The sequence below is a fragment of the Pyxidicoccus caerfyrddinensis genome (assembly GCF_010894405.1).
Lineage (GTDB): Bacteria > Myxococcota > Myxococcia > Myxococcales > Myxococcaceae > Myxococcus > Myxococcus caerfyrddinensis.
In genome coordinates, this window is sequence record NZ_JAAIYA010000002.1 from 787105 (window position 1) to 805723 (window position 18619).

Annotated in this window: 14 protein-coding genes; 6 read left to right on the forward strand and 8 right to left on the reverse strand. The window is 71.7% G+C overall.

Annotated features, from left to right (window positions below):
- Positions 1-111: 111 nt before the first annotated feature.
- Complete coding sequence (locus G4D86_RS06685) at positions 112-1671, reverse strand: acyl-CoA carboxylase subunit beta (protein WP_163990643.1); 1560 nt, start codon at positions 1669-1671, stop codon at positions 112-114.
- A gap of 10 nt (positions 1672-1681) precedes the next feature.
- Entirely contained in the window at positions 1682-2371 is a 690-nt protein-coding gene (locus G4D86_RS06690) for a Coq4 family protein (RefSeq protein ID WP_205519477.1), read from the reverse strand.
- A gap of 229 nt (positions 2372-2600) precedes the next feature.
- Between G4D86_RS06690 and G4D86_RS06695 the strand changes: the two genes are divergently transcribed.
- Complete coding sequence (locus G4D86_RS06695; RefSeq protein ID WP_163990654.1) at positions 2601-3758, forward strand: site-2 protease family protein; 1158 nt, start codon at positions 2601-2603, stop codon at positions 3756-3758.
- Between the two features lie 7 nt (positions 3759-3765).
- Here G4D86_RS06695 and G4D86_RS06700 read toward each other — a convergent pair whose 3' ends face one another.
- From G4D86_RS06700 to G4D86_RS06715, 4 genes are all read right to left on the reverse strand, one after another.
- Complete coding sequence (locus G4D86_RS06700; RefSeq protein ID WP_163990664.1) at positions 3766-5742, reverse strand: rhomboid family intramembrane serine protease; 1977 nt, start codon at positions 5740-5742, stop codon at positions 3766-3768.
- A gap of 164 nt (positions 5743-5906) precedes the next feature.
- On the reverse strand, positions 5907-7295 hold the full coding sequence (locus G4D86_RS06705; protein WP_205519478.1) for a hypothetical protein: 1389 nt from the start codon (positions 7293-7295) through the stop codon (positions 5907-5909).
- Between the two features lie 67 nt (positions 7296-7362).
- On the reverse strand, positions 7363-7566 hold the full coding sequence (locus G4D86_RS06710; protein WP_163990668.1) for a hypothetical protein: 204 nt from the start codon (positions 7564-7566) through the stop codon (positions 7363-7365).
- Positions 7567-7604: 38 nt separating this feature from the next.
- Positions 7605-8021 carry a hypothetical protein gene (locus G4D86_RS06715; RefSeq protein ID WP_163990669.1) on the reverse strand — a complete coding sequence of 139 codons (417 nt, stop codon included), beginning with the start codon at positions 8019-8021 and terminating at the stop codon, positions 7605-7607.
- 227 nt (positions 8022-8248) lie between these two features.
- On the opposite strand from G4D86_RS06715, the gene G4D86_RS06720 reads away from it, so the two are divergent.
- From G4D86_RS06720 to G4D86_RS06740, 5 genes are all read left to right on the forward strand, one after another.
- A complete protein-coding gene (locus tag G4D86_RS06720; RefSeq protein WP_163990876.1) occupies positions 8249-11341 on the forward strand; it encodes an aminotransferase class I/II-fold pyridoxal phosphate-dependent enzyme in 3093 nt (1030 codons plus the stop codon).
- 151 nt (positions 11342-11492) lie between these two features.
- Positions 11493-12491: an SAM-dependent methyltransferase gene (locus tag G4D86_RS06725; protein ID WP_163990671.1), complete on the forward strand. Its 999-nt coding sequence runs from the start codon at positions 11493-11495 to the stop codon at positions 12489-12491.
- An 85-nt stretch (positions 12492-12576) separates the two neighbouring features.
- Positions 12577-13386 carry a hypothetical protein gene (locus G4D86_RS06730; protein ID WP_205519479.1) on the forward strand — a complete coding sequence of 270 codons (810 nt, stop codon included), beginning with the start codon at positions 12577-12579 and terminating at the stop codon, positions 13384-13386.
- Positions 13387-13447: 61 nt separating this feature from the next.
- The gene (locus G4D86_RS06735) at positions 13448-14242 is read left to right on the forward strand and encodes a DUF4190 domain-containing protein (protein WP_163990673.1); all 795 of its coding nucleotides are present in this window, start codon (positions 13448-13450) and stop codon (positions 14240-14242) included.
- A 60-nt stretch (positions 14243-14302) separates the two neighbouring features.
- Entirely contained in the window at positions 14303-15688 is a 1386-nt protein-coding gene (locus G4D86_RS06740) for a WS/DGAT/MGAT family O-acyltransferase (RefSeq protein ID WP_163990675.1), read from the forward strand.
- Between the two features lie 10 nt (positions 15689-15698).
- Here the strand turns inward: G4D86_RS06740 and G4D86_RS06745 are convergent, their stop codons facing one another.
- Both G4D86_RS06745 and G4D86_RS06750 read right to left on the reverse strand, forming a co-directional pair.
- Positions 15699-17084 (reverse strand): sigma-54-dependent transcriptional regulator, encoded by a 1386-nt coding sequence (locus G4D86_RS06745; RefSeq protein ID WP_163990677.1) that lies wholly within the window; start codon positions 17082-17084, stop codon positions 15699-15701.
- Positions 17081-18610, reverse strand: coding sequence for a sensor histidine kinase (locus tag G4D86_RS06750; RefSeq protein ID WP_163990679.1), 1530 nt, complete (start codon positions 18608-18610; stop codon positions 17081-17083). Before G4D86_RS06750 ends, G4D86_RS06745 begins: the two co-directional genes overlap by 4 nt.
- Positions 18611-18619: the final 9 nt, after the last annotated feature.

Consider the following 18619-nt stretch of genomic DNA (forward strand, 5'->3'; position numbering starts at 1 on the left):
TTCCTTTCCTGGCAACCTGAAAGCCCGCGCGCCACCCTCAAATTTCCAGGATGGCGCGTGCCTGCCTGCCCTCCAGCCAGGGGAGGGCAGCCCTGCCGCCGAGGGAACACCCTACAGCGGGATATTGCCGTGTTTACGCGGCAGGTTTTCCTGGCGCTTGTCCTTCAGCATCTCCAGCGCGCGGATGACCCGCGAGCGGGTGTCTTCCGGACGGATGACCTCGTCGATGTAGCCCAGCTCCGCCGCCTTGAACGGGTTGGCGAACTTCTCCCGGTACTCGGCCGTGAGCTTCGCCCGCTCCGCCGCGGCGTCCGGGGCCTTGAGCAGCTCGTTGCGGAAGATGATGTTCACCGCGCCCTCGGGGCCCATGACGGCGATTTCGGCCGTGGGCCAGGCGAAGTTCATGTCCGCGCGGATGTGCTTGGACGCCATCACGTCGTAGGCGCCGCCGTAGGCCTTGCGGGTGATGATGGTGACCTTGGGGACGGTGGCCTCGGCGTAGGCGTACAGCAGCTTGGCGCCGTGGGTGATGATGCCGCCCCACTCCTGCGAGGTGCCGGGCAGGAAGCCGGGCACGTCCACGAAGGTGATGAGCGGGATGTTGAAGCAGTCGCAGAAGCGCACGAAGCGCGCGGCCTTCACGCTCGCGTCGATGTCCAGCACGCCGGCCAGCACCGCGGGCTGGTTGGCCACGACGCCCACGCTGCGGCCATTCATGCGCGCGAAGCCGACGACGATGTTCTTCGCGAACTGGTCCTGCACCTCGAAGAAGTGCTTGTCGTCGACGACGGCCTTGATGACTTCCTTGATGTCGTAGGGCTTGTTGGGGTTGCTCGGGACGATGTCCTTGAGCAGCGCCTCGGCGCGGAACGGGTCGTCCTCGCACGGCTGGACGGGCGGGTTCTCCTGGTTGTTGGAGGGGAGGAACGACAGGAGCTCGCGCGTCATGACGATGGCGGCCTGCTCGTTCTCCGCCGCGAAGTGCGCCACGCCGGACTTCTGGTTGTGCGTGAGCGCGCCGCCCAGCGCCTCCTTCGTCACCTCCTCGTGCGTCACCGTCTTGATGACGTCCGGGCCGGTGATGAACATGTAGGAGGTGTCCTTCACCATCATGATGAAGTCCGTAATCGCCGGCGAGTACACCGCGCCGCCCGCGCACGGGCCCATGATGAGTGAAATCTGGGGCACCACGCCGGACGCCAGCGTGTTGCGCAGGAAGATGTCCGCGTAGCCTGCGAGGCTCTCCACGCCCTCCTGGATGCGCGCGCCGCCCGAGTCATTCAGGCCGATGACGGGCGCGCCCACGCGGGTGGCCATGTCCATGATCTTGCAGATTTTCTGCGCATAGGCGCCGGACAGCGAGCCGCCGAAGACGGTGAAGTCCTGGGCGAAGACGAAGACCTTGCGGCCTTCCACGGTGCCGTAGCCGGTGACGACGCCGTCGCCGGGAATCTTCTTGTCGCCCATGCCGAAGTCGCTCGAGCGGTGGGTGACGAACTTGTCCAGCTCGCAGAAGGAGCCCGGGTCGAGCAGCAGGTCGATGCGCTCGCGGGCCGTGAGCTTACCGGCCTCGTGCTGTTTGGCGATGCGGTCGGCACCGCCGCCCAGCTCGGCCTGCTTCTCCAGCTGCTGGAGCCGTGCGCGGAGGGGGTTCTCGGAGGTCTCGTCCATGGGCGCCCCTCTAGCACGATTGGCCGGGGTACGCGCTCCCCGGAAGCACGGCGTCCACCCCCGCGAGGTCCAGGCCATAACGCTGCCGCACCTCGGCAAGGGGCAGCTCCCACATCCGGCGCCAGGGCGCGCCGAAGAGGAGGCGGGCGCGGCGGCCCAGCAGCCACCCCCGGACGATGGCGCGCATGCGCACGTCCCGCTCGGAGAAGGCGTAGAGGAGGGTGTTGGCCAGCCCTCCGGCGAGGATGCCCAGCGCGAAGGGGCTGCCCACCTGGGCGAGGCTGAAGGCCTGGATGCCCAGCTCGCCGGCCACGTCGGTGTGGAAGCCGGTGAGGACGTGCCAGACGTCGTGGGACTCCAGCATGTGGGCCCGCACGTACTCCTCGTCCGTGTGGGCCTCCAGGGCGTGGAGGGCGTCCGGGTCCAACCCGTTCTCCACCAGGTGGTCCGCGAAGGCGCGGCCCAGCGTCCCTTCCGGGAGGTCGCGCAGCGCGGCCAGGTGGAGGAAGCCCACGCGCGGGCGCTCGACGAAGGCCTGGGCGGCGGAGTCGTGCTGCATCAGCCGCTCCACCAGCCTGCGCATGGCGGTGGGCGGGGCCAGTACCGCGGCCAGCTCGAGGATGTCCTGGAGCTGCTCCGGGTCCCGGAGCGCGCGGGCCATCCGCCACGCCGTCCGGGCATACGCGACGGGGTTCCGCATGCCTGCCTCTCGAGCTGTAGGTCGCGACCCCGGGTCGGGCGTCGTGGCTGGCCCGCAGGGTACGCGTAGGGCGGAACGGAGGAGGGTGCATGCGTCTGGGCGGTGCTCGCGGGAGGACATCCCGAGCGCCCGGGAGCGGACACTCAGGAGGCGGGCGGCCGAACGGGCAACTCCCGGGCCCGTGCGGACCGCGATGGGGGGACGGACGTTTCGAGTCTGGAGGTCCGCCATGCGCGCTGCTCGGGGTTCTTTGCAGGTGGGCGCGTTCCGCGGCATTCCCATCCGCGTCCACTTCTCGTTGTTGCTCATCCTGCCCTTGCTGGCGTTCAGCTTCGGCGGGGCCTTCCGCCGGGCGGCGGAAGTGGCCGAGGTGCCGCCGGAGCGGTTGCTCGGCTCACCTGCGTGGTGGGGGCTGGGGGTGGCGGTGGGCCTGTTCTTCTCCGTGTTCGTGCACGAGCTGGCGCACACCGTCTACGCGCTGGCCCGTGGCGGGCGGGTGCGCTCGATTACGCTGATGATGGTGGGCGGCGTGTCGGAGCTGACGGAGGCGCCGCCGCGCCCGAGGGATGAGGCGCTGATGGCGCTGGTGGGGCCGCTCACCAGCCTCCTGCTGGCGGCCATCTTCGGGGCCGTGACGTGGCTCTTGCAGGGCACGCGCTCCTTCAACCTCCAGTTCGCGTGCTTCTACCTGGCGAGCCTCAACCTCTTCCTGGGCGCGTTCAACCTGCTGCCCGCGTTCCCCATGGACGGCGGGCGCATCGTCCGCGCGTCGCTGACGGGGCGGCTGGGCGCGGTGCGCGCGACGCGGGTGGCGTCGCTGATGGGGCGGGGCTTCGCGGTGCTGCTCGGCCTGGGGGGCGCGCTGACCCTCAACCCGTTCATGATGGTCATCGCGGTGTTCATCTACCTGGGCGCGGAGGGCGAGGCGCGGCAGGTGCGGATGAAGGCCACGCTGGCGCGCGTGCCGGTGTCGGCGCTGATGACGCCGCGGCTGGCGGGCGTGGAGGCGTCGTCGTCGCTGTGGGAGGCGATGTGGGCGCTGCGGCAGGCGCGGCGGCTGGTGCTGCCGGTGACGGAGGACGGGCGGCCCGTGGGCTGGGTGTGGCTGGAGCCCGTGCAGCAGGTGCCGGAGGCGGAGCGGGCCACGCGCACCACGCGCGAGCTGATGCGTCCGGTGCTGGTGGCGGAGATGGAGGAGGACGGGTGGACCGCGCTGCGGCGCATGGCGGAGAACGAGGTGCCGCACCTCGCCGTGGTGGCGGCGAACGGGAGCCTGGTGGGCACCCTGGACCTGGCGGACGTGCAGCGCGGGCTGGCGCTGTACGAGGCGCGGGCGGAGCGCGCCGGGCCCCGGCCGCGGGACTTCCGGCAGGAGCGTCCGGCGTGAGGATGCGTCAGGCCGCCGCGGCGCTCACGCCATAGAACTGCTGGCTCAGCTCCGCCTCGCTGGCGAACCTCGGGTACTTGCCCTGCTTGAGCGACGTGCTGTCCGGCAGCGCGGTGGCGCTGGAGTACTCCAGCAGGTCGGTGATGAGCTTCGCGAACGCGTCGCGCTGCGGGAGGCCCGGGTAGAGCTGCGGCAGCGACAGGCCCGGGACGTTGATGCGCAGCACCATCGGCCCCTCGGCGCCGCTGCCCCAGGACACCACCAGGTCGGTGAGCACCGTCTGGCGGGGCGGCGCTCCCGGCGCACCGGCGATGGGCAGCATGCCGACGGCGACCGCGAGCACCTCCGTCACCGCGAGGGTGCGGCGCTGGCCGTTGGCGGACTCCAGGCTCAGGGCCTTGTCGCTCAGGCTGAGGATGCGGCAGGGGATGATGCGCGGCGGAGCGGAGGGCGCGTCGATGGCGGGCAGGGGCTGTCCCAGCTCCACCCCGCGCCGGCCGCGCTCGTCCAGCGAGCGCTCCAGTTGCTGCTCCAGGGCCTGGACGCGCTCGGCCAGCGTGGCGGCGTCTCCCGTCAGCAGCGTCTTCACGCGGGCCAGGTACTCGCCCGCCTTCTCCGGATGCTTGTGTTGCGCCAGCCGCAATTCCGCGGCCCGGATGAGCGCCCGCACGGCGACAGTGCCCGCGCCCGTGCCGGCCACGACGTACAGCGCTTCCGTCGTGGGCGCGGCGGCGGGCGGAGCGTCCTCTCCCTCCAGCGCCTGCGCCACGCGCCAGGCGGTGGCGGGGCGCAGCCGCTCCAGGGGGAGCAGCGTGCCGAGCTGCTCCAGTGAGCCCCAGACGGCCTCGGCCGAGGCGCGTCCAGCGAGCAGGTTCAGCGCCCGCTCCACCCGCGTGAGGCCGAGCGGGAGCTTCCCGTCCTCCAGGTCCATGCGGCCCAGGGCCAGCAGCGAGTCCGTGTGGTCCGGCTGGCCGGACAGCACTCGCGTGAAGCCCTCGCGCGCCTCGTCCCGGTCTCCCCTGTCCAGCGCGGCCTGCGCGTCCGCCACGCGGGGGTCCGCCACCCAGCCTCCCTGCGCCGCCGCGAGCGCGGGCGCCACCACGCGCTCTTCCAGACGCGTGGCCCGCATCAGCGAGGCCCCCGCGAAGCCGAAGGCGAAGCCGCCGATGTGGGCCATCACCGCCACGCCCGTGTCATTGCCCCAGAGGAGGTAGTTCAGCACCTCGTTGCCGAACCACAGGCCCGCCCAGGCCCAGCCGGGCACGGGCAGGGTTCCGCGCCAGATGCGCAGAATCCAGATGAAGTAGCCCACGCGGACCCGGCGCTGCGCGAAGCGCAGGCAGAACGCGCCCATGCACGCGGCCACGGCGCCGGACGCGCCGACCATCACCCCCTGCGACGAGGGCTCGAGCGCGAAGTGGGCGAGGCCCGCCACCAGGCCTCCCGCCAGGTAGAAGGCCGCGAAGAGGGGCCGTCCCCAGGCGTCCTCGAGCAGGAGGCCCACGACGTAGAAGAAGAGCATGTTGCCCAGCAGGTGCATCCACCCGAGGTGCAGGAACATGTACGTCAGCCAGCCGGGCTGGGCGATTCCGCGCGCGGGCACCAGCGCGAAGCGCCGCAGTGACGCGCTGTCGGTCCTGACCATCAGCTCATCGCAGCGCGCGTCCAGCTGCTGCTGACGCTTCGCCACGTCCACGGACGGGTCGTCGTTCTCCTTCGCCTTCTCGCGCAGCTTCGCAATCAGCTTCCGGCCGTGGTCGGACAGGAAGCGCTCGGAGCAGGCGGCGGGGAACACCAGCGCGGAGTGCTCGAGCGACTGCTTCGCCAGCTCATTCACGTCGTCATCGCCCACGCCCAGCGGCTCGGAGGGGATGACCCACGTGGCGACGAACGCGAGGACGCACACGACGGCGATGCCGATGGACACGCGGGGCAGGCGGTCCAGCTCCGCTCCGTCCACACCCAGTGGCAGGAAGATCATCATCGCGGCAGGTCCCCCTCGAGGGGCGGCAGGGCGCCCCCTCGCGTCACGCGACGCCCGGGCTGTCCGGCGCGTGCGTTCCCGCCCTCTATCATGCCGTGCTTCCCCGGCGTCTGGCACGCCCCGTCACAGCGGGGCGGCGCTCCAGGTAGGGCGGGCGGGCGGGGCTACTTCGCCGCCGGCAGCGTCCAGGTGAGGGAGAAGCGGTGCGCGCCGCCGGGGGCGCTGTCCATCCACCCGGTGATTCGCTCGCTCTGCTCCAGCAGCGGGCCCAATTCCGAGCTGATGGCGAAGAGCGCGGCGAGCTGCTCATCCGCGAGCACGTCCGACAGCGACACCTGGTTGAGCCCGCGCGCCAGGCGCTTGGGGTCCAGCGAGAAGTCCGCCGCGCGCTCCAGCTTCGCGCCCGCCGCCGGCAGCGCGGCCAGCGTGGCCTGCGTCACCGCCTCGTCGTTGCCCACTACCAACTGCTTGTCCTTGAGGCGCACGAAGACGCTGCCGCCCTTCACCGCCAGGGCCCAGCCGTCCGCCAGCGCCTTCGCGCCCGGGAAGCTTCCCATGGGTGCCAGCGCGGACTTCACCGCCGCCGCGTCCGTCACCTCCGCGGCCAGCGCCTGGCGCACGGCGAAGAAGCGCGTCTCCGGCGCGCGCAGCGAGCCGCGCACCTGCACGTAGTCCATGTTCACCAGCAGGTTGCCGGTGAGCTGCTTCGCCACCGAGTCCGCCATGGCCTGCACCTGCTCCTTCGGACACGCGGGGCACACGGACTGGATGGTGGCGCGCAGCGAGCCCACCGCCTGCGCCACGCCCGCGGGCGCCACCGCCGCGCGCGAGAAGAGCATGCCGTCCGCCTTCATCGCCCCGTAGGGGCTGGTGCTCTTCGCCTGGAAGGGAGGCAGCGGCAGCTTCAGCGCCGTGCCGTCCACCTTCAGCGCCGTGCCCGTGCCGTCCAGCCCCACCACCGTGCCGCCCGACGCGAGGTACGCCACGCCCGACACGTTGCCCAGCCGCGCGTCCGGCGCGGGCGCCTTGCCCACCAGCTTCACCGCCTCCTTCAGCAGCGCGGGCCCGCCCGTGTCGGTGGCGCCGAAAGAGCACACGTCCTGGCCCTTGAGGGCATAGCCCATGGCGCCGCCCGCCGCGCGCGACACGCTCACCGTCGTCACGCCCTTGGACGTCTTGGGCTTCGCCTCCTCGCCACCGGCGGCGGTGATGGCCTCGGCGGCCTTCGTCTGGAAGAGCTTCGCGTCCTTCACGCGCAGGCAGGACACGCGGCCGTCCTCGCGCAGGGACACCGTGGCCGGGCCCGCCGGGTCCAGTCCGGCCTCGGAGAGCGTCTCCGGCTTCGTCGGGTCGATGACGAGGAAGGGGTGCAGCTCCGCGCGCCAGGCGGACGGACGCAGCACCGGCGCGTGCGTGCCCGCGCGCTCCAGGAAGGCGGACAGGCCAGTCATCGCATCCAGCTTCGGGACGTGGACGACAGTCTGCGCCGACGCGGCGGAGCGGGGGGCGGGAGCCGCGGCCAGGGTGGCCGCCAGGACGAGCGAGGAGAACATGTCCCCGTGAGAACAGCCGGGCTCCAGGGCTGTCAAGGATGACGCGCCCGCTCCCCCTCCTGGAGTGTCACCCGTTCGAGAGAAGGCGGGCGAGCCAGCAGGGTGGCGCCAGTCCGTCCGGAGTACCGGCCGTCTTCTTCCCGGACGCGCGCCGCAGCACCTGCCGCCGCAGCGCACCGGGCGCGTGGGGCCGGATGGCTCGCGGCCCCGCGGGCTTGTTGCGCGCCGGAAACTCCCGGCGCGTCTGTCTGGGACGGGCTGCCCTCATCATGATGCTGCTCCTCATGTGGGCGCCCGCCAGGCCTCTATTTAGAGGCGGCCGGCGTTGGCCCACTCAATCATCCGCTCCGCCAGCTCCTCGGCGTTGCGGCGCAGGTGCGCGAGCTGCAGCACCTGGTCATCCGTACGGGCCAGTGCGATGCGCAGGGCCAGCGTGTCCGCGAAGCGGACCACCTGCGCGATGCTGATGCAGGCCCGGTCCTCCGACGCCCCCGCGAAGCGGGCGACCTCCGCGTCCACCGTGAAGCCCTCCGCCACCAGCGCCTGCACCAACGCGCCCCGCGCCACCGGTGTCTCGTACTCCCCCGGGTTGCGAAGCTGCCGACGCCACGATTGCGCCTCCCACCGCTTGCGCGCGGGGTCCCTCGAGACCCGTTGCGTCAACGGCTGCGCGCTCGTCATCCCCACCACGCCGGTCATCACCGGCGACCAGATGTTCATCTCCATCACTGCCCCCTCTCCACTACGGGGTTCCATCCACAGGCATGAGCGACATCGATGTTGCTTCGTCAGTCCCGCGCGCCGGACTGCTCACCCCTTATTACGGCCATGCCTTGAATTCTTGACTCGCCCCCGGGCGCCAACCTGTTGCGTCGGGGCGCCATGATGCTCGTGGACAGGGGATGGGTGTCGTCGTTGACAGGGCCCTGGTCCCCCGGGACAGTCCGCGCGCCATGGCCACCTACCCCGCCTCACCTCGTGACGCCTTCCACCTGCTGCGCGCGCTGTCCGAGGACCTGTCGCACCCGGACCGACGTCCCCGCGCGCTGACGGAATTGCGCGAGCTGGCTGACGCCGCCCGCAACCGGCCGGAGACGGCGCCGCTGCGGCTGGTGACGGTGACGGTGGTGGTGGGCGCATCACAGGAGCGGCTGGAGCTGTTCCTGCTGCCGTCCATCTTCGCTCCCGAGGCGTGGGCCTACACGTTCATGGAGGGCCTCATGAGCGTGCCGCTGGACGAGTACGCGGGAAAGCGGCTGGTGGAAGTAGGGGCGGGCTCGGGGTGGATTTGCATCGCGCTCGCGAAGTTCACCCGGCTGGCGCACGTGCACGGCGCGGACCTCAACCCGCACTCGCCGGTGGTGGCGCGGTGCAACGCGTGGCTCAACGGCGACGAGGCGCTGGTGTCGCGCCTGTCCTTCGGGGAGAGCGACTTGTTGCGCGGCATACCCTCGGAGGCCCCGTGGGACTTCGTGGTGGGCTGCATCCCCCAGGTGCTGCGCGGTGAGGAGCAGGAATTGCCGGCCGAGCTGTCCCAGGCCGACGAGCAGGCGCTGTACGACCTGTCCAACTACTGCACGCTGCAGAACGTCTACGAGGACCACTTCGGGCTGGGGCTCATCGCGCGGCTGTTGGATGAAGCACCGGAGCGCCTGGCGCCGGGAGGGCGGCTGCTCCTCAACCTCGCGGGCCGGCCGGGGCGTCCCATCATCCAGCGCATGCTGACCCGGCGCGGCTTCACGCCGAAAGTCCGCGTGGCGCGGCGGGTGATGCAGGCGGCTGACACGGACATCCGCCCCCTGGTGGCGCTGGAGCAGCGCACCGGGCGCGAGTTCGAGTTCTTCATGGAGGCCCGCAGCCCGGAGCCGCTGCGCGCGGCCACGGCGCTGGGCTGGCTGCAGGCGGGCCACCCGGTGTGGCACGAGGTGGCGGTGTGGGAAGCGCAGCTCGCGCTGCCGCGCGAGACGCTGGCCCTGCGCGCGGCCCTGCGTGAGCTGGGCGCCGCTTCCCTGCAGGAGGAGTTGGATTTGGGCGCGGCGTCGGCGGAGCAGCTCGGCTTCGTGGCGGAGCTGGCGGCGCGGCTGGCACGCGGGCCGCTGATGCCATACGCGCACGAGGCGGGGGACATGTCCTTCCGCCGCCGCGTGGTGCGCTACCTGGACCGGTACTTCGGCCTGCACCTGGCGGAGGAGGAGCTGTTCGTCGCGCCCGAGCGGGAGCAGGCCGTCTATTCGCTGCTGATGGCCACCTGCGACGCGGGCGACGAGGTGCTGGTGTCGCGCAACCTGCAGCCGCTGTACGCGCGAGCGCTGGAGAAGGCGGGCGTGCGCACCACGGTGACGCACACCACGCTGGAGGAGGTCCGCCAGCTGCTGACGGCCTTCGACGTGAAGCTGGTGCTGCTGACGGTGGAGCCGGGCGAGCGCACCAACCTGGCGGTGCTGCGCGACATCCTCGCGGAGACGGCGCGGCGGGGCATCTGGGTGGTGCTGGACGAGAGCGCCTTCTTCAACATCACCGGCGCGGTGGAGCCCCACACGCTCTTCGAGTTCCTCGCACGCGAGCCGTACTCGCCGAACCTCGTGGTGCTCTACGGCCTCATCAAGAACGCGGTGTGGCCGGACCTGGAGCTGACGCTGCTGTTGCCCGTGCCGGAACCCCTGCGCGCGGACCTGGAGGTGGCGGCGGAGGTGACGTACTCGCGCATCAGCACGCTGGCCGAGTGGTTCTATGAGCGCACCTTCGCGGACCTGCTGTCCTTCCGCATCTCCTTCACGGAGCCGGAGGCCCCCGCGGCCCGCAAGGCCCCGGCGGTGCCGCTGCCTCGCTCGAAGCGCATCGCGAAGCTCGCGGGCTTTCCCGCCTTCGCGCCGAAGGTGTTCCGCGAGGACGACCCGGACCTGGTGCGCCTGGACTACGGAGAGAACGAGGGGCCGCTGCCCGCGCCGCTGGTGGAGGGGCTCCTCGCCGCGGGCACCGCGCCGCGCGACTCGGGTACGCAGACGGGGTTGACGGAGGCGGTGGCCGCCTTCCTGCTGGAGTCGCGCGCAGCGCGCTACGCCCCGGAGGACCTGGCGGTGGCGCCCGGCGTCTGGCCGCTCATCCACCACCTGGGCGTGGCGCTGCGCCGGAGGCTGGGGCGCGCGCCGCGCGTGTTCCTCGCCACGCCGTGCTACGGCGTGCTGCCTCCTACCTTCGTGTCCGCCGGATGCGACGTGGAGCTGGGTCCGCTGTCCGGCCTGCTCTCGCGGCGGGGGCAGGGTGGTGCGGCCCCGGATGCCGTCGTCGTCTCCCAACCGTCCAACCCCACTGGTGCCTACCTCACGCAGGAGGAGCTGGTGGCGCTGGCCACCTATGTGGTGGAGCAACGCTGCCTGCTGGTGTCGGACGAAATCTTCGGCCTGGTCAACCTCACCAGCCCCACGGCGGAGACGGTGCACAGCCCGGTGACGCTGGAGGGCGCGGTGCCCGGCGTGGGCGCGCGCACGGTGCTGCTGGGCGGACTGTCCAAGGAGTTCGCGGCGGGCGGCCTGCGCGTGGGCTGGCTGGCCACGCGAGACAGGGCCCTGGCCGCGGCGGTGCGTGACAGCGGCCCGGGCGTGCTGCACCTGGTGACGGCGCGCGCCGCGGCTTACCTGTACGCAGCCTATGCCCGCAGCCCGGACGGGCAGCTCCTCTATCCGTCACGGCACCGCGCGCTGCGCGCCTTCCTGACGAAGATGCGCCGGGAGCTGGCGGAGAAGCGCGAGCTGCTGGCGCAGGCGCTGCCGGGCGATGGGCGCTCGGATGCGAGCGACGCGGGCGGCCTCTTCCTGGCGCCCCGGGTGACGGCGTGGCTGGGCCGCGAGGTGGACGGCGAGCGCCTCACACCGGACAACCTGCCCGCGCTCGTCTATGCGCACACCCACGTGGTGCTCAACGGCGGGCCGTGGTGCGGAGACCCGGAGCGCGTCCGCGCGGTATTCTCCATTCCCCGCGAGAAGCTGCTGAAGGCCCGCGAGCGGCTGCTGGCCTTCGGCGCGAAGCTGCGCGCCACCCAGCCGTGACTCAGGGCGGAGGGCCTGTTCACACGGGGACAGTCATCCTGCCCCCTCGCTCGATGGGCCTGGGCTGGTAAGTCCCGCATGGTAGGAAATCCCGGTGCCAGGACCGGCCGGGGTTTGTGGCTCGAAACATCCAAGCATCCGGGGGGATGCCATGCCGAATCTGCTCGACCTGCCTCGACAGGCATTGATGGACCTGCGTTCACGCCTGAGCCATCTGCCATTGGTGTCCCAGTTCCCGTTGCGGAACGTGACGCCGGACTTCCTGTCCCTCTCCAGCCCCGCGCCGCAGGACCACGCGCTGGCGGACCCGGAGCGGGTGGACGTCTGGCAGAAGGCGTGTGAGCGGTACGTGCGGCCCGGGCAGGTGGTGATGGACGCGTGCACCGGCACGGGGCTGCGTACCTTCCTCGCGGCCAGCCGCCATCCGAAGAAGCTGTACGCGGTGGACGGCTCGCGGCTGCTGGACACGGCGCAGTGGGTGGCGCGGCGCAACGGGCTGGAGCACATCGACTTCGTGCGCTCGCACCCGTGGCAGTACCACCCGCCGGAGAAGGTGGACGTGCTGCTGCACGAGCTCCTGGGCGACGCCCTCTTCGACGCGGGACTGGTGCCGAGGATGCTGGATTTGCGCACGCGGATGCTGAAGCCGGGCGGGCGCATCCTCCCCAACCGCTTCGAGGTCTTCGTGGAGCCGGTGCAGCTTCGCGACGAGGCCTGCATCCCCTTCATCTGGAGCCAGCGCTTCCCCAGCGTGGACTACAGCTGCCTGCAGACGCTGCGCGAGGCGATGAACCCGTCCTACTTCACGCGCGTCATCCGCTCGTATGAAGTGGACCACCTCTTGTGCGACCCGGAGCCCGCCTTCGCCTTCGATTTGGAGACGATGGCCGCGGACGGCCTGCCGCACCGCGTGCGCTTCGAGCGGCCGGTGGTGGACGAGGGCCGGGTGGATGGCTTCTGCCTCTTCTACAAGGTGGCCTTCGACGCGGAGCTGTCCTTCACCGTGTCGCCGCTGCGCGGGCAGAACCACGCGGGCATGACGCTGCTCCGCGTGGACTCGCGCGAGTTCGAGCGCTTCGACACGCTCTCCTTCGAGCTGGAGTTGGTGGACCCGAGCGACGTGCGCACCTGGCGCTGGCAGTTCACCTGAGGGCATTCCCAGTGCTCGCGGGTGGACAGCCCGTGAGGCCCGAGGCTGAGCGCGGGGAGGGGCGTGGCTAGCTTGCACGGCAGGCATGCCCTCTTCCCGAGTCCTCCTCGTCGTCGTGTCCCTGTCGCTGGGCGTCGCGGTGCAGGCCGCCGCCCAGACGACCTCCGAGCGCCCGCGCACCATGGCCGGTGTGTGCGGCGCCACCAACTGGGCGTGCGTGGCCGAGTGCATCGACGCCGAGTGCGTGGACCGGTGCCTGCGCCAGGACTGCGAGAAGGCGCTGGCGCGGCTCAAGCTGTGTACGGAGAAGGCGGGCTGCGCGCCGGACGACACGCAGTGCGCGAAGCGCACCTGTGGCAACACCTGCCAGCGCTCCTTCGAACCGGCCCCGCCGAGTCCGGAGAAGGAGAAGGCGGACCCGTGCCAGGGGCTGCCCGCTTCCGCCGCGAAGCTTCCCGAGGAGCTGGTGGGCACCTGGACGCTGTCCGCCGCCAGCCTGCCGGAGGAGCTGGACGGCGGGCCCGAGCGAATCGAGGCGCAGCCGCGCGCGGACTACGAGCGCTCGCTGCAGGTGACGCCCGGCGGCTGCTTCATCCTGCGCACGTCGCTGGAGGAGGCGACGCTGGGGCGGGGCAATGAGTTGGTGGTCCGTGCCTGGGGCACGGTGGAGCTGTCCGGCAAGGACCGGGTGACGCTGCGCACGAAGGACGGGCAGGCGGTGGGCCCGGTCTGCGGCGACAAGCGCGTCATCCCCCTCACCCGCAAGAAGCTGAAGTTCCGCGGCGGCACGTACCGCTGGGACATCGAGGATGAGGTCCTCACACTGATGGTGGATGACGCCAGCAAGCAGACCTTCCAGTTCGACCGCAGGCCCCCGGAGCCGGAGAAGAAGTAGGGGGACGCGGAAGGGCCGTGGGTTGTGCGAAGCTCTCGTGACTCTCTGGAGGGGGGAAACGATGAACGCACAACCGCTGTCCAACACGCCCGACGCCGAAGGAAGCCGCTGTAACGCCCACCCGGACCATCCCGCTCTGGGGACGTGTGCCCGGTGTGGCACCTTCTACTGCGAGCAGGACCGCTGGGTGGTGAATGGGAAGACCTACTGCGAGGCGTGCTCCGTCCGCCCGGAGGTGGACTACCTGGAGGGCTTCCGGCTGAAGTACTGGGGCAAGCGCGACGCCTGGTCCTGGCTCGTGGGCTTCGGCGCGGTGGTCAACGTCATCAGCGGCCTCGCCATCTTCGCGTCGGGGGAGCCCTCGGTGATGCCCGTCGGGCTCTTCGGACTCCTGGCGGGTGTGGTGGGAGCCTGCTTCTGGCTGGGCATCCCGTGGGCTCGCACGGCGCTCATTGGCGTGCCCATCGGCTCCATGGTGGTGGGGATGCTGACGGGGGACCCGACGTCGGTAGGCCGCGGCATCGTCCCATTGCTCGTCACCATCGCCATCTACAGAGACACCCGTAACAAGCTGTTCTTCAAGCTGGAGGTTTCTCCCGAGGCGCTGAAGAAGGCGTGGGACCTCTACATGAACAACACGATGGCGCGCGCGGGCGTCATGCTGGGCGTGCTGAGCTTCGCTCCGGGCGTCGGCGTCCTCGCGCTCATCTGCTCCATCATCGGGTTGAGGCGGGTGGACCCGAATGCGACGCCTCCCATCGGCAGGAAGGGGCAGGCCATCGCGGGCATCATCCTGGGCGCGCTGGGCACGCTGGCCTGGGGTGCCTTCGCGTTGAGCATGATGTTCAATCAATGAGTCCATGAGCAGGCCGGCCGGGAGGGCTTCCGGCCGGCACACCCGGAGGGACGTGGAGCCATGGCGGCGCAGGAGCGGATGGCGAGCGTGGATGCGCTGTGGTTCCACATGGAGGAACCCGCCAACCTGATGATGATTACCGCCGTGCTCTGGTTCGAGGGCCGGCTGGACTTCGAGCGGCTCCGGGCGGTGGTGCGTGAGCGACTGGTGGAGCGCTACCCGCGCTTCCGCCAGCGCGTGGTGCTGGGGCGGCTGGCCGTCCCGCACTGGGAGGACATGTTCGAGCTGGACCTGGACGCGCACCTGTCGCGCCTGACGGTGCCGGCGCCGGGAGACCGCGCCGCGCTGGAGACGCTGGTGGGGCAGTGGATGAGCACGCCCCTGGAGCGCTCCCGGCCGCTGTGGCAATTCCACGTGCTGGAGGGGGCGGATGGCGGAGACGTGCTGCTGTGCCGTCTGCACCACTGCCTCGCGGATGGGATTGCGCTGGCGCGGGTGCTGCTGACGCTCACCGACGCGGAGGGCGCGGAGGAGGGCGTGGCGGCGGAGCTGCGCGAGCCGCGGCGTGCGCCGTCGAGCGGGCTGGCGCGGTGGATGCGCGGGGCGCGGGCGGTGGCGAGCACGGCGCGGACGGTGCTGAAGAAGGGCGCGGAGCTGGCGGCGGAGCCCATCCTCGCGGGAGACCTGGTGCGCCAGGGGGCCCGGGGGGCGGCGGCGCTGGGGAAGCTCCTGGTGATGCCGCCGGACCCGCACACGCCGCTGCGCGGGCCGCTGGGGACGGAGAAGCGCGCGGCGTGGTCTGACCCGGTGCCGCTGGAACAGGTGAAGGCAGTGGGCCGGGCGCTGGGCGGCACGGTGAACGACGTGCTGTTGACGGCGGTGACGGGCGCGCTGCGGCGCTATCTGGAAGCGCGCGAGGTGCCGCCGGAGGACGTCCATGCGCTGGTGCCGGTGAATCTGCGGCCGCTGGACGAGCCGGTGCCTCGCGAGCTGGGCAACCGCTTCGGGGTGGTGTTCCTGCGCCTGCCCGTGCACCTCGGCGAGCCGCACCGGCGCCTGCGCGAGTTGGCCCGGCGGATGGGGCAGGTGAAGCAGTCACCGGAGGCGGTGTTGACGTTCGGCGCGCTGGAGGTGCTGGGGTATGCGCCCGCGGCGGTGGAGCGGGCGATGGTGGACGCCTTCGGCTCCAGGGCCACGCTGGTGGCCACCAACGTCCCCGGCCCGCGCGAGGCGGTGTCCGTCGCGGGCACGAAGCTGGGCGGGCTCACGTTCTGGGTGCCGCAGGCCGGACACCTGGGCCTGGGGGTGAGCCTCTTCAGCTACGCGGGGCAGGTGACGGTGGGCGTGGCCTCGGACGCGGGCCGGATGCCGGACCCGCATGCGCTCATCCGCGCGTTCCATGACGAGATGGAGGCGCTGGCGAAGGCGACTCCGACTCCGGCTTGAAGGCGTGGGCTCACAGCAGCCCGTGCTCCTCCAGCTTGTTGTAGAGCGTGCGCCGGCTGATGCCGAGCAGCCGCGCCGCCAGCGTGCGGTTGTCGCCCGCGCGCTTCAGCGCATCCACCAGTGCCTGGCGCTCCATGCCCTTGCGCTGGGACTCCAGCGTGAGCCCCGAGTCCGCGCCGCCTCCTGACGGCGCGGAGGGTGCGGCCACGGTGGGGGCAGGGGACAGGCCCGGCTGGCGGGCCAGCTCGCGCGTCACCTCTTCGCCCGTGAGCACCTGACTGTCCGACAGCACCACCAGCCGCTCGACGAAGTTCTGGAGCTGGCGCACGTTGCCCGGCCACGGCTGCGCCTGGAGCACCGCCAGGCCCTCCGCGGTGAGCGTGAAGGGCGGCCGGCCGTTGGCCTTCGTGTGCGCCTCCAGGAAGTGCCGGGCCAGCGGCTCGATGTCCTCGGGCCGCGTGCGCAGCGGCGGCAGCTCCACCGGCACCACGTTGAGTCGGTAGAAGAGGTCCTCGCGGAAGAGGCCCGCCTTCACCAGTTCCTCCAGCGGCTGGTGTGTCGCCGCGACGAAGCGCACGTCCACCTTCACCGGCTGCGTGCCGCCCAGCCGCTCCAGCTCGCGCTCCTGGATGACTCGCAGCAGCTTCACCTGCATGGAGAGGGGGATGTCGCCCACCTCGTCCAGGAAGAGCGTGCCGCCGTGCGCCAGCTCCACCCGTCCGGGCTTGCGCGTGGCCGCGCCGGTGAACGCGCCCTTCTCGTAGCCGAACAGCTCGCTCTCCAGCAGCGTGTCCGGCAGCGCCGCGCAGTGCAGCTTCACGAAGGGCCCCGCGCGCCTCGGGCTGCCGTCGTGCACCGCCTTCGCCGCCAGCTCCTTGCCCGTGCCGGACTCGCCTCGCAGCAGCACCGTGGCCGTGCCCGTGGCCGCCTTCGCGAGCATCGCCTGCACGTCCGCCATCGCCTTGCTGCGGCCAATGAAGGGGCCCGGCGCGCGGAGCGGCTCTCTCGCCGTGTCGTCCTGCGCGCGCAGCAGCGCCTTGCGGACGGTGAAGAGAATCTCCTCCCGGTCGAACGGCTTGAGCACGAAGTCCGCCGCGCCCGCCTTCATCGCCTCCACCGCCAGCGGCACCGTGCCGTGCGCGGTGAGCAGGATGACGGGCACGTCCGGCCAGCCTCGCGACACTTCGCCCAAGAGCTGCATCCCGTCCATGCCGGGCATGCGCACGTCGCTCACCACCACGTCGATGGGCTTGCGCCCCAGCAACGCGAGCGCCTCCTGCCCGTCGCGGGCGGTGTGCGTCGTCAGCCCCGCCTGCGTCAGCAGCGCACCCAGCACCTTGGCCACCGCCGGGTCGTCATCCACCAGCAGTACGTTCCCCTTCAATGGCTCGCTCACGCGGCCTCTCCTTCCCCGTTCGACAGGTGCCTGACGCCTGACGGCAGATGCAGGCGGACCACCGTACCGTGCCCCTCCCGGCTTGTCAGGGACACCTCTCCACCATGGGCTTCCACCACGCGCCGTACGAAGGCCAGCCCCAGGCCGCTGCCCGTGGCCTTGGTGGTGAAGAAGTCGTCGAAGGCGCGCTCACGGGTGCGCGCGTCCATGCCCTCGCCGGTGTCCTCCACCTCCAGCGCCACGCCCGCGCCGTCCCGCAGCGTACGCACCGTGAGGGTGCCGCCCTTTGCCATCGCCTCGAAGGCGTTGCGCACCAGGTTCTCCAGCGCGTTGGCCAGCAGGTCCTCGTCCCCCGAGCAGGGCGGCAGTCCCGGCGTCAGCTCGCGGACGATGGAGACCTGCCCCGGGCTCGCGAAGGACTGGAGCGACAGCACGCCCTCCACCAGCCGGCCCAGGTCCACGGGACGCGGAAGCGGCTCCACGCGGGCGAGGCGCTGGTACGTGTCCACCACCCGGTCCAGCCGCTCCACCTGCTCCAGCAGCAGGTCGAGGAACTCCCCGTGCCCGTCCCACGGCTGCCCGCGCGCGTGCTCTTCCTTGAGGTACTGCGCGGCGCCCTTCATGGCGGCGATGGGGTTCTTCAGGTCGTGCGCCATCTGCGCGGAGAAGCGGCCCAGCGTGGCCAGCCGCTCCAACCGCTCGCTCCGGGTGACGAAGGCGGTGACGCCCCGGCGCGTGGCGGCCACCAGGGAGAACGTCACGGCCGTCGTGCACACCACCAGCGTGCCGGCCTGCCCGGCGAAGAGGCGGAAGACGGCGAGGTACGCCAGCACGCCCGCGCCCGCCACCACCGCCGCGTGCAGCGCCATGCGCGGCGCGCCCGCGTCCCGGCCGAAGAGGCCGAAGCGCAGCGCCACCGTGGCCATCACCGGCACCCCCAGCAGCGTGCCCAGGTTGCCCAGCCGTGGAACCTCGAGCCCCAGCTCCGCCGCCAGCTCCGTCAGCAGCAGCGCCACCAGCAGCGTCAGCCCCAGCAGCACCAGCCCCGCTCGCGCCCGCTCGTCCGCGTGCTGGGTGCGGCGCAGGTGCAGCACCAGCAGCGCGAAGCCACCGGCGAGCGGTGGCCCCACCAGCGCCGTCACGATGAGGCCGAAGCGCTGCGTGAGCAGGCGCTCCGCCAGCGAGGGCGCGCCCAGTGCGGCAATCATCGCCAAGCCCAGCGCACTGGCGACGGCGTAGGTGCCGAACATGGCCCACGCGAAGCGCCGCCGGCTTCCGACGAAGGACAGGATGAAGTGCAGCGTGCAGGGCACCGTCATCAGCCCCGCCGCGAAGCCCACCAGCGGCCAGCCCGGGTCGCCCGAGCGCTCCAGCGCGAAGCCGGAGAAGTTCCACGTGGCCAGGGTGATGGACAGCAGCGACAGCGGCAGCGCCAGCGGGCTGCGCCCCACGCGGGAGAGCGCGATTCCCGCCAGGGCGAGCAAGCCCACGCACGCGACCAGGCTGAGCCACATCCCGCCCGTCATGCGGTGCTC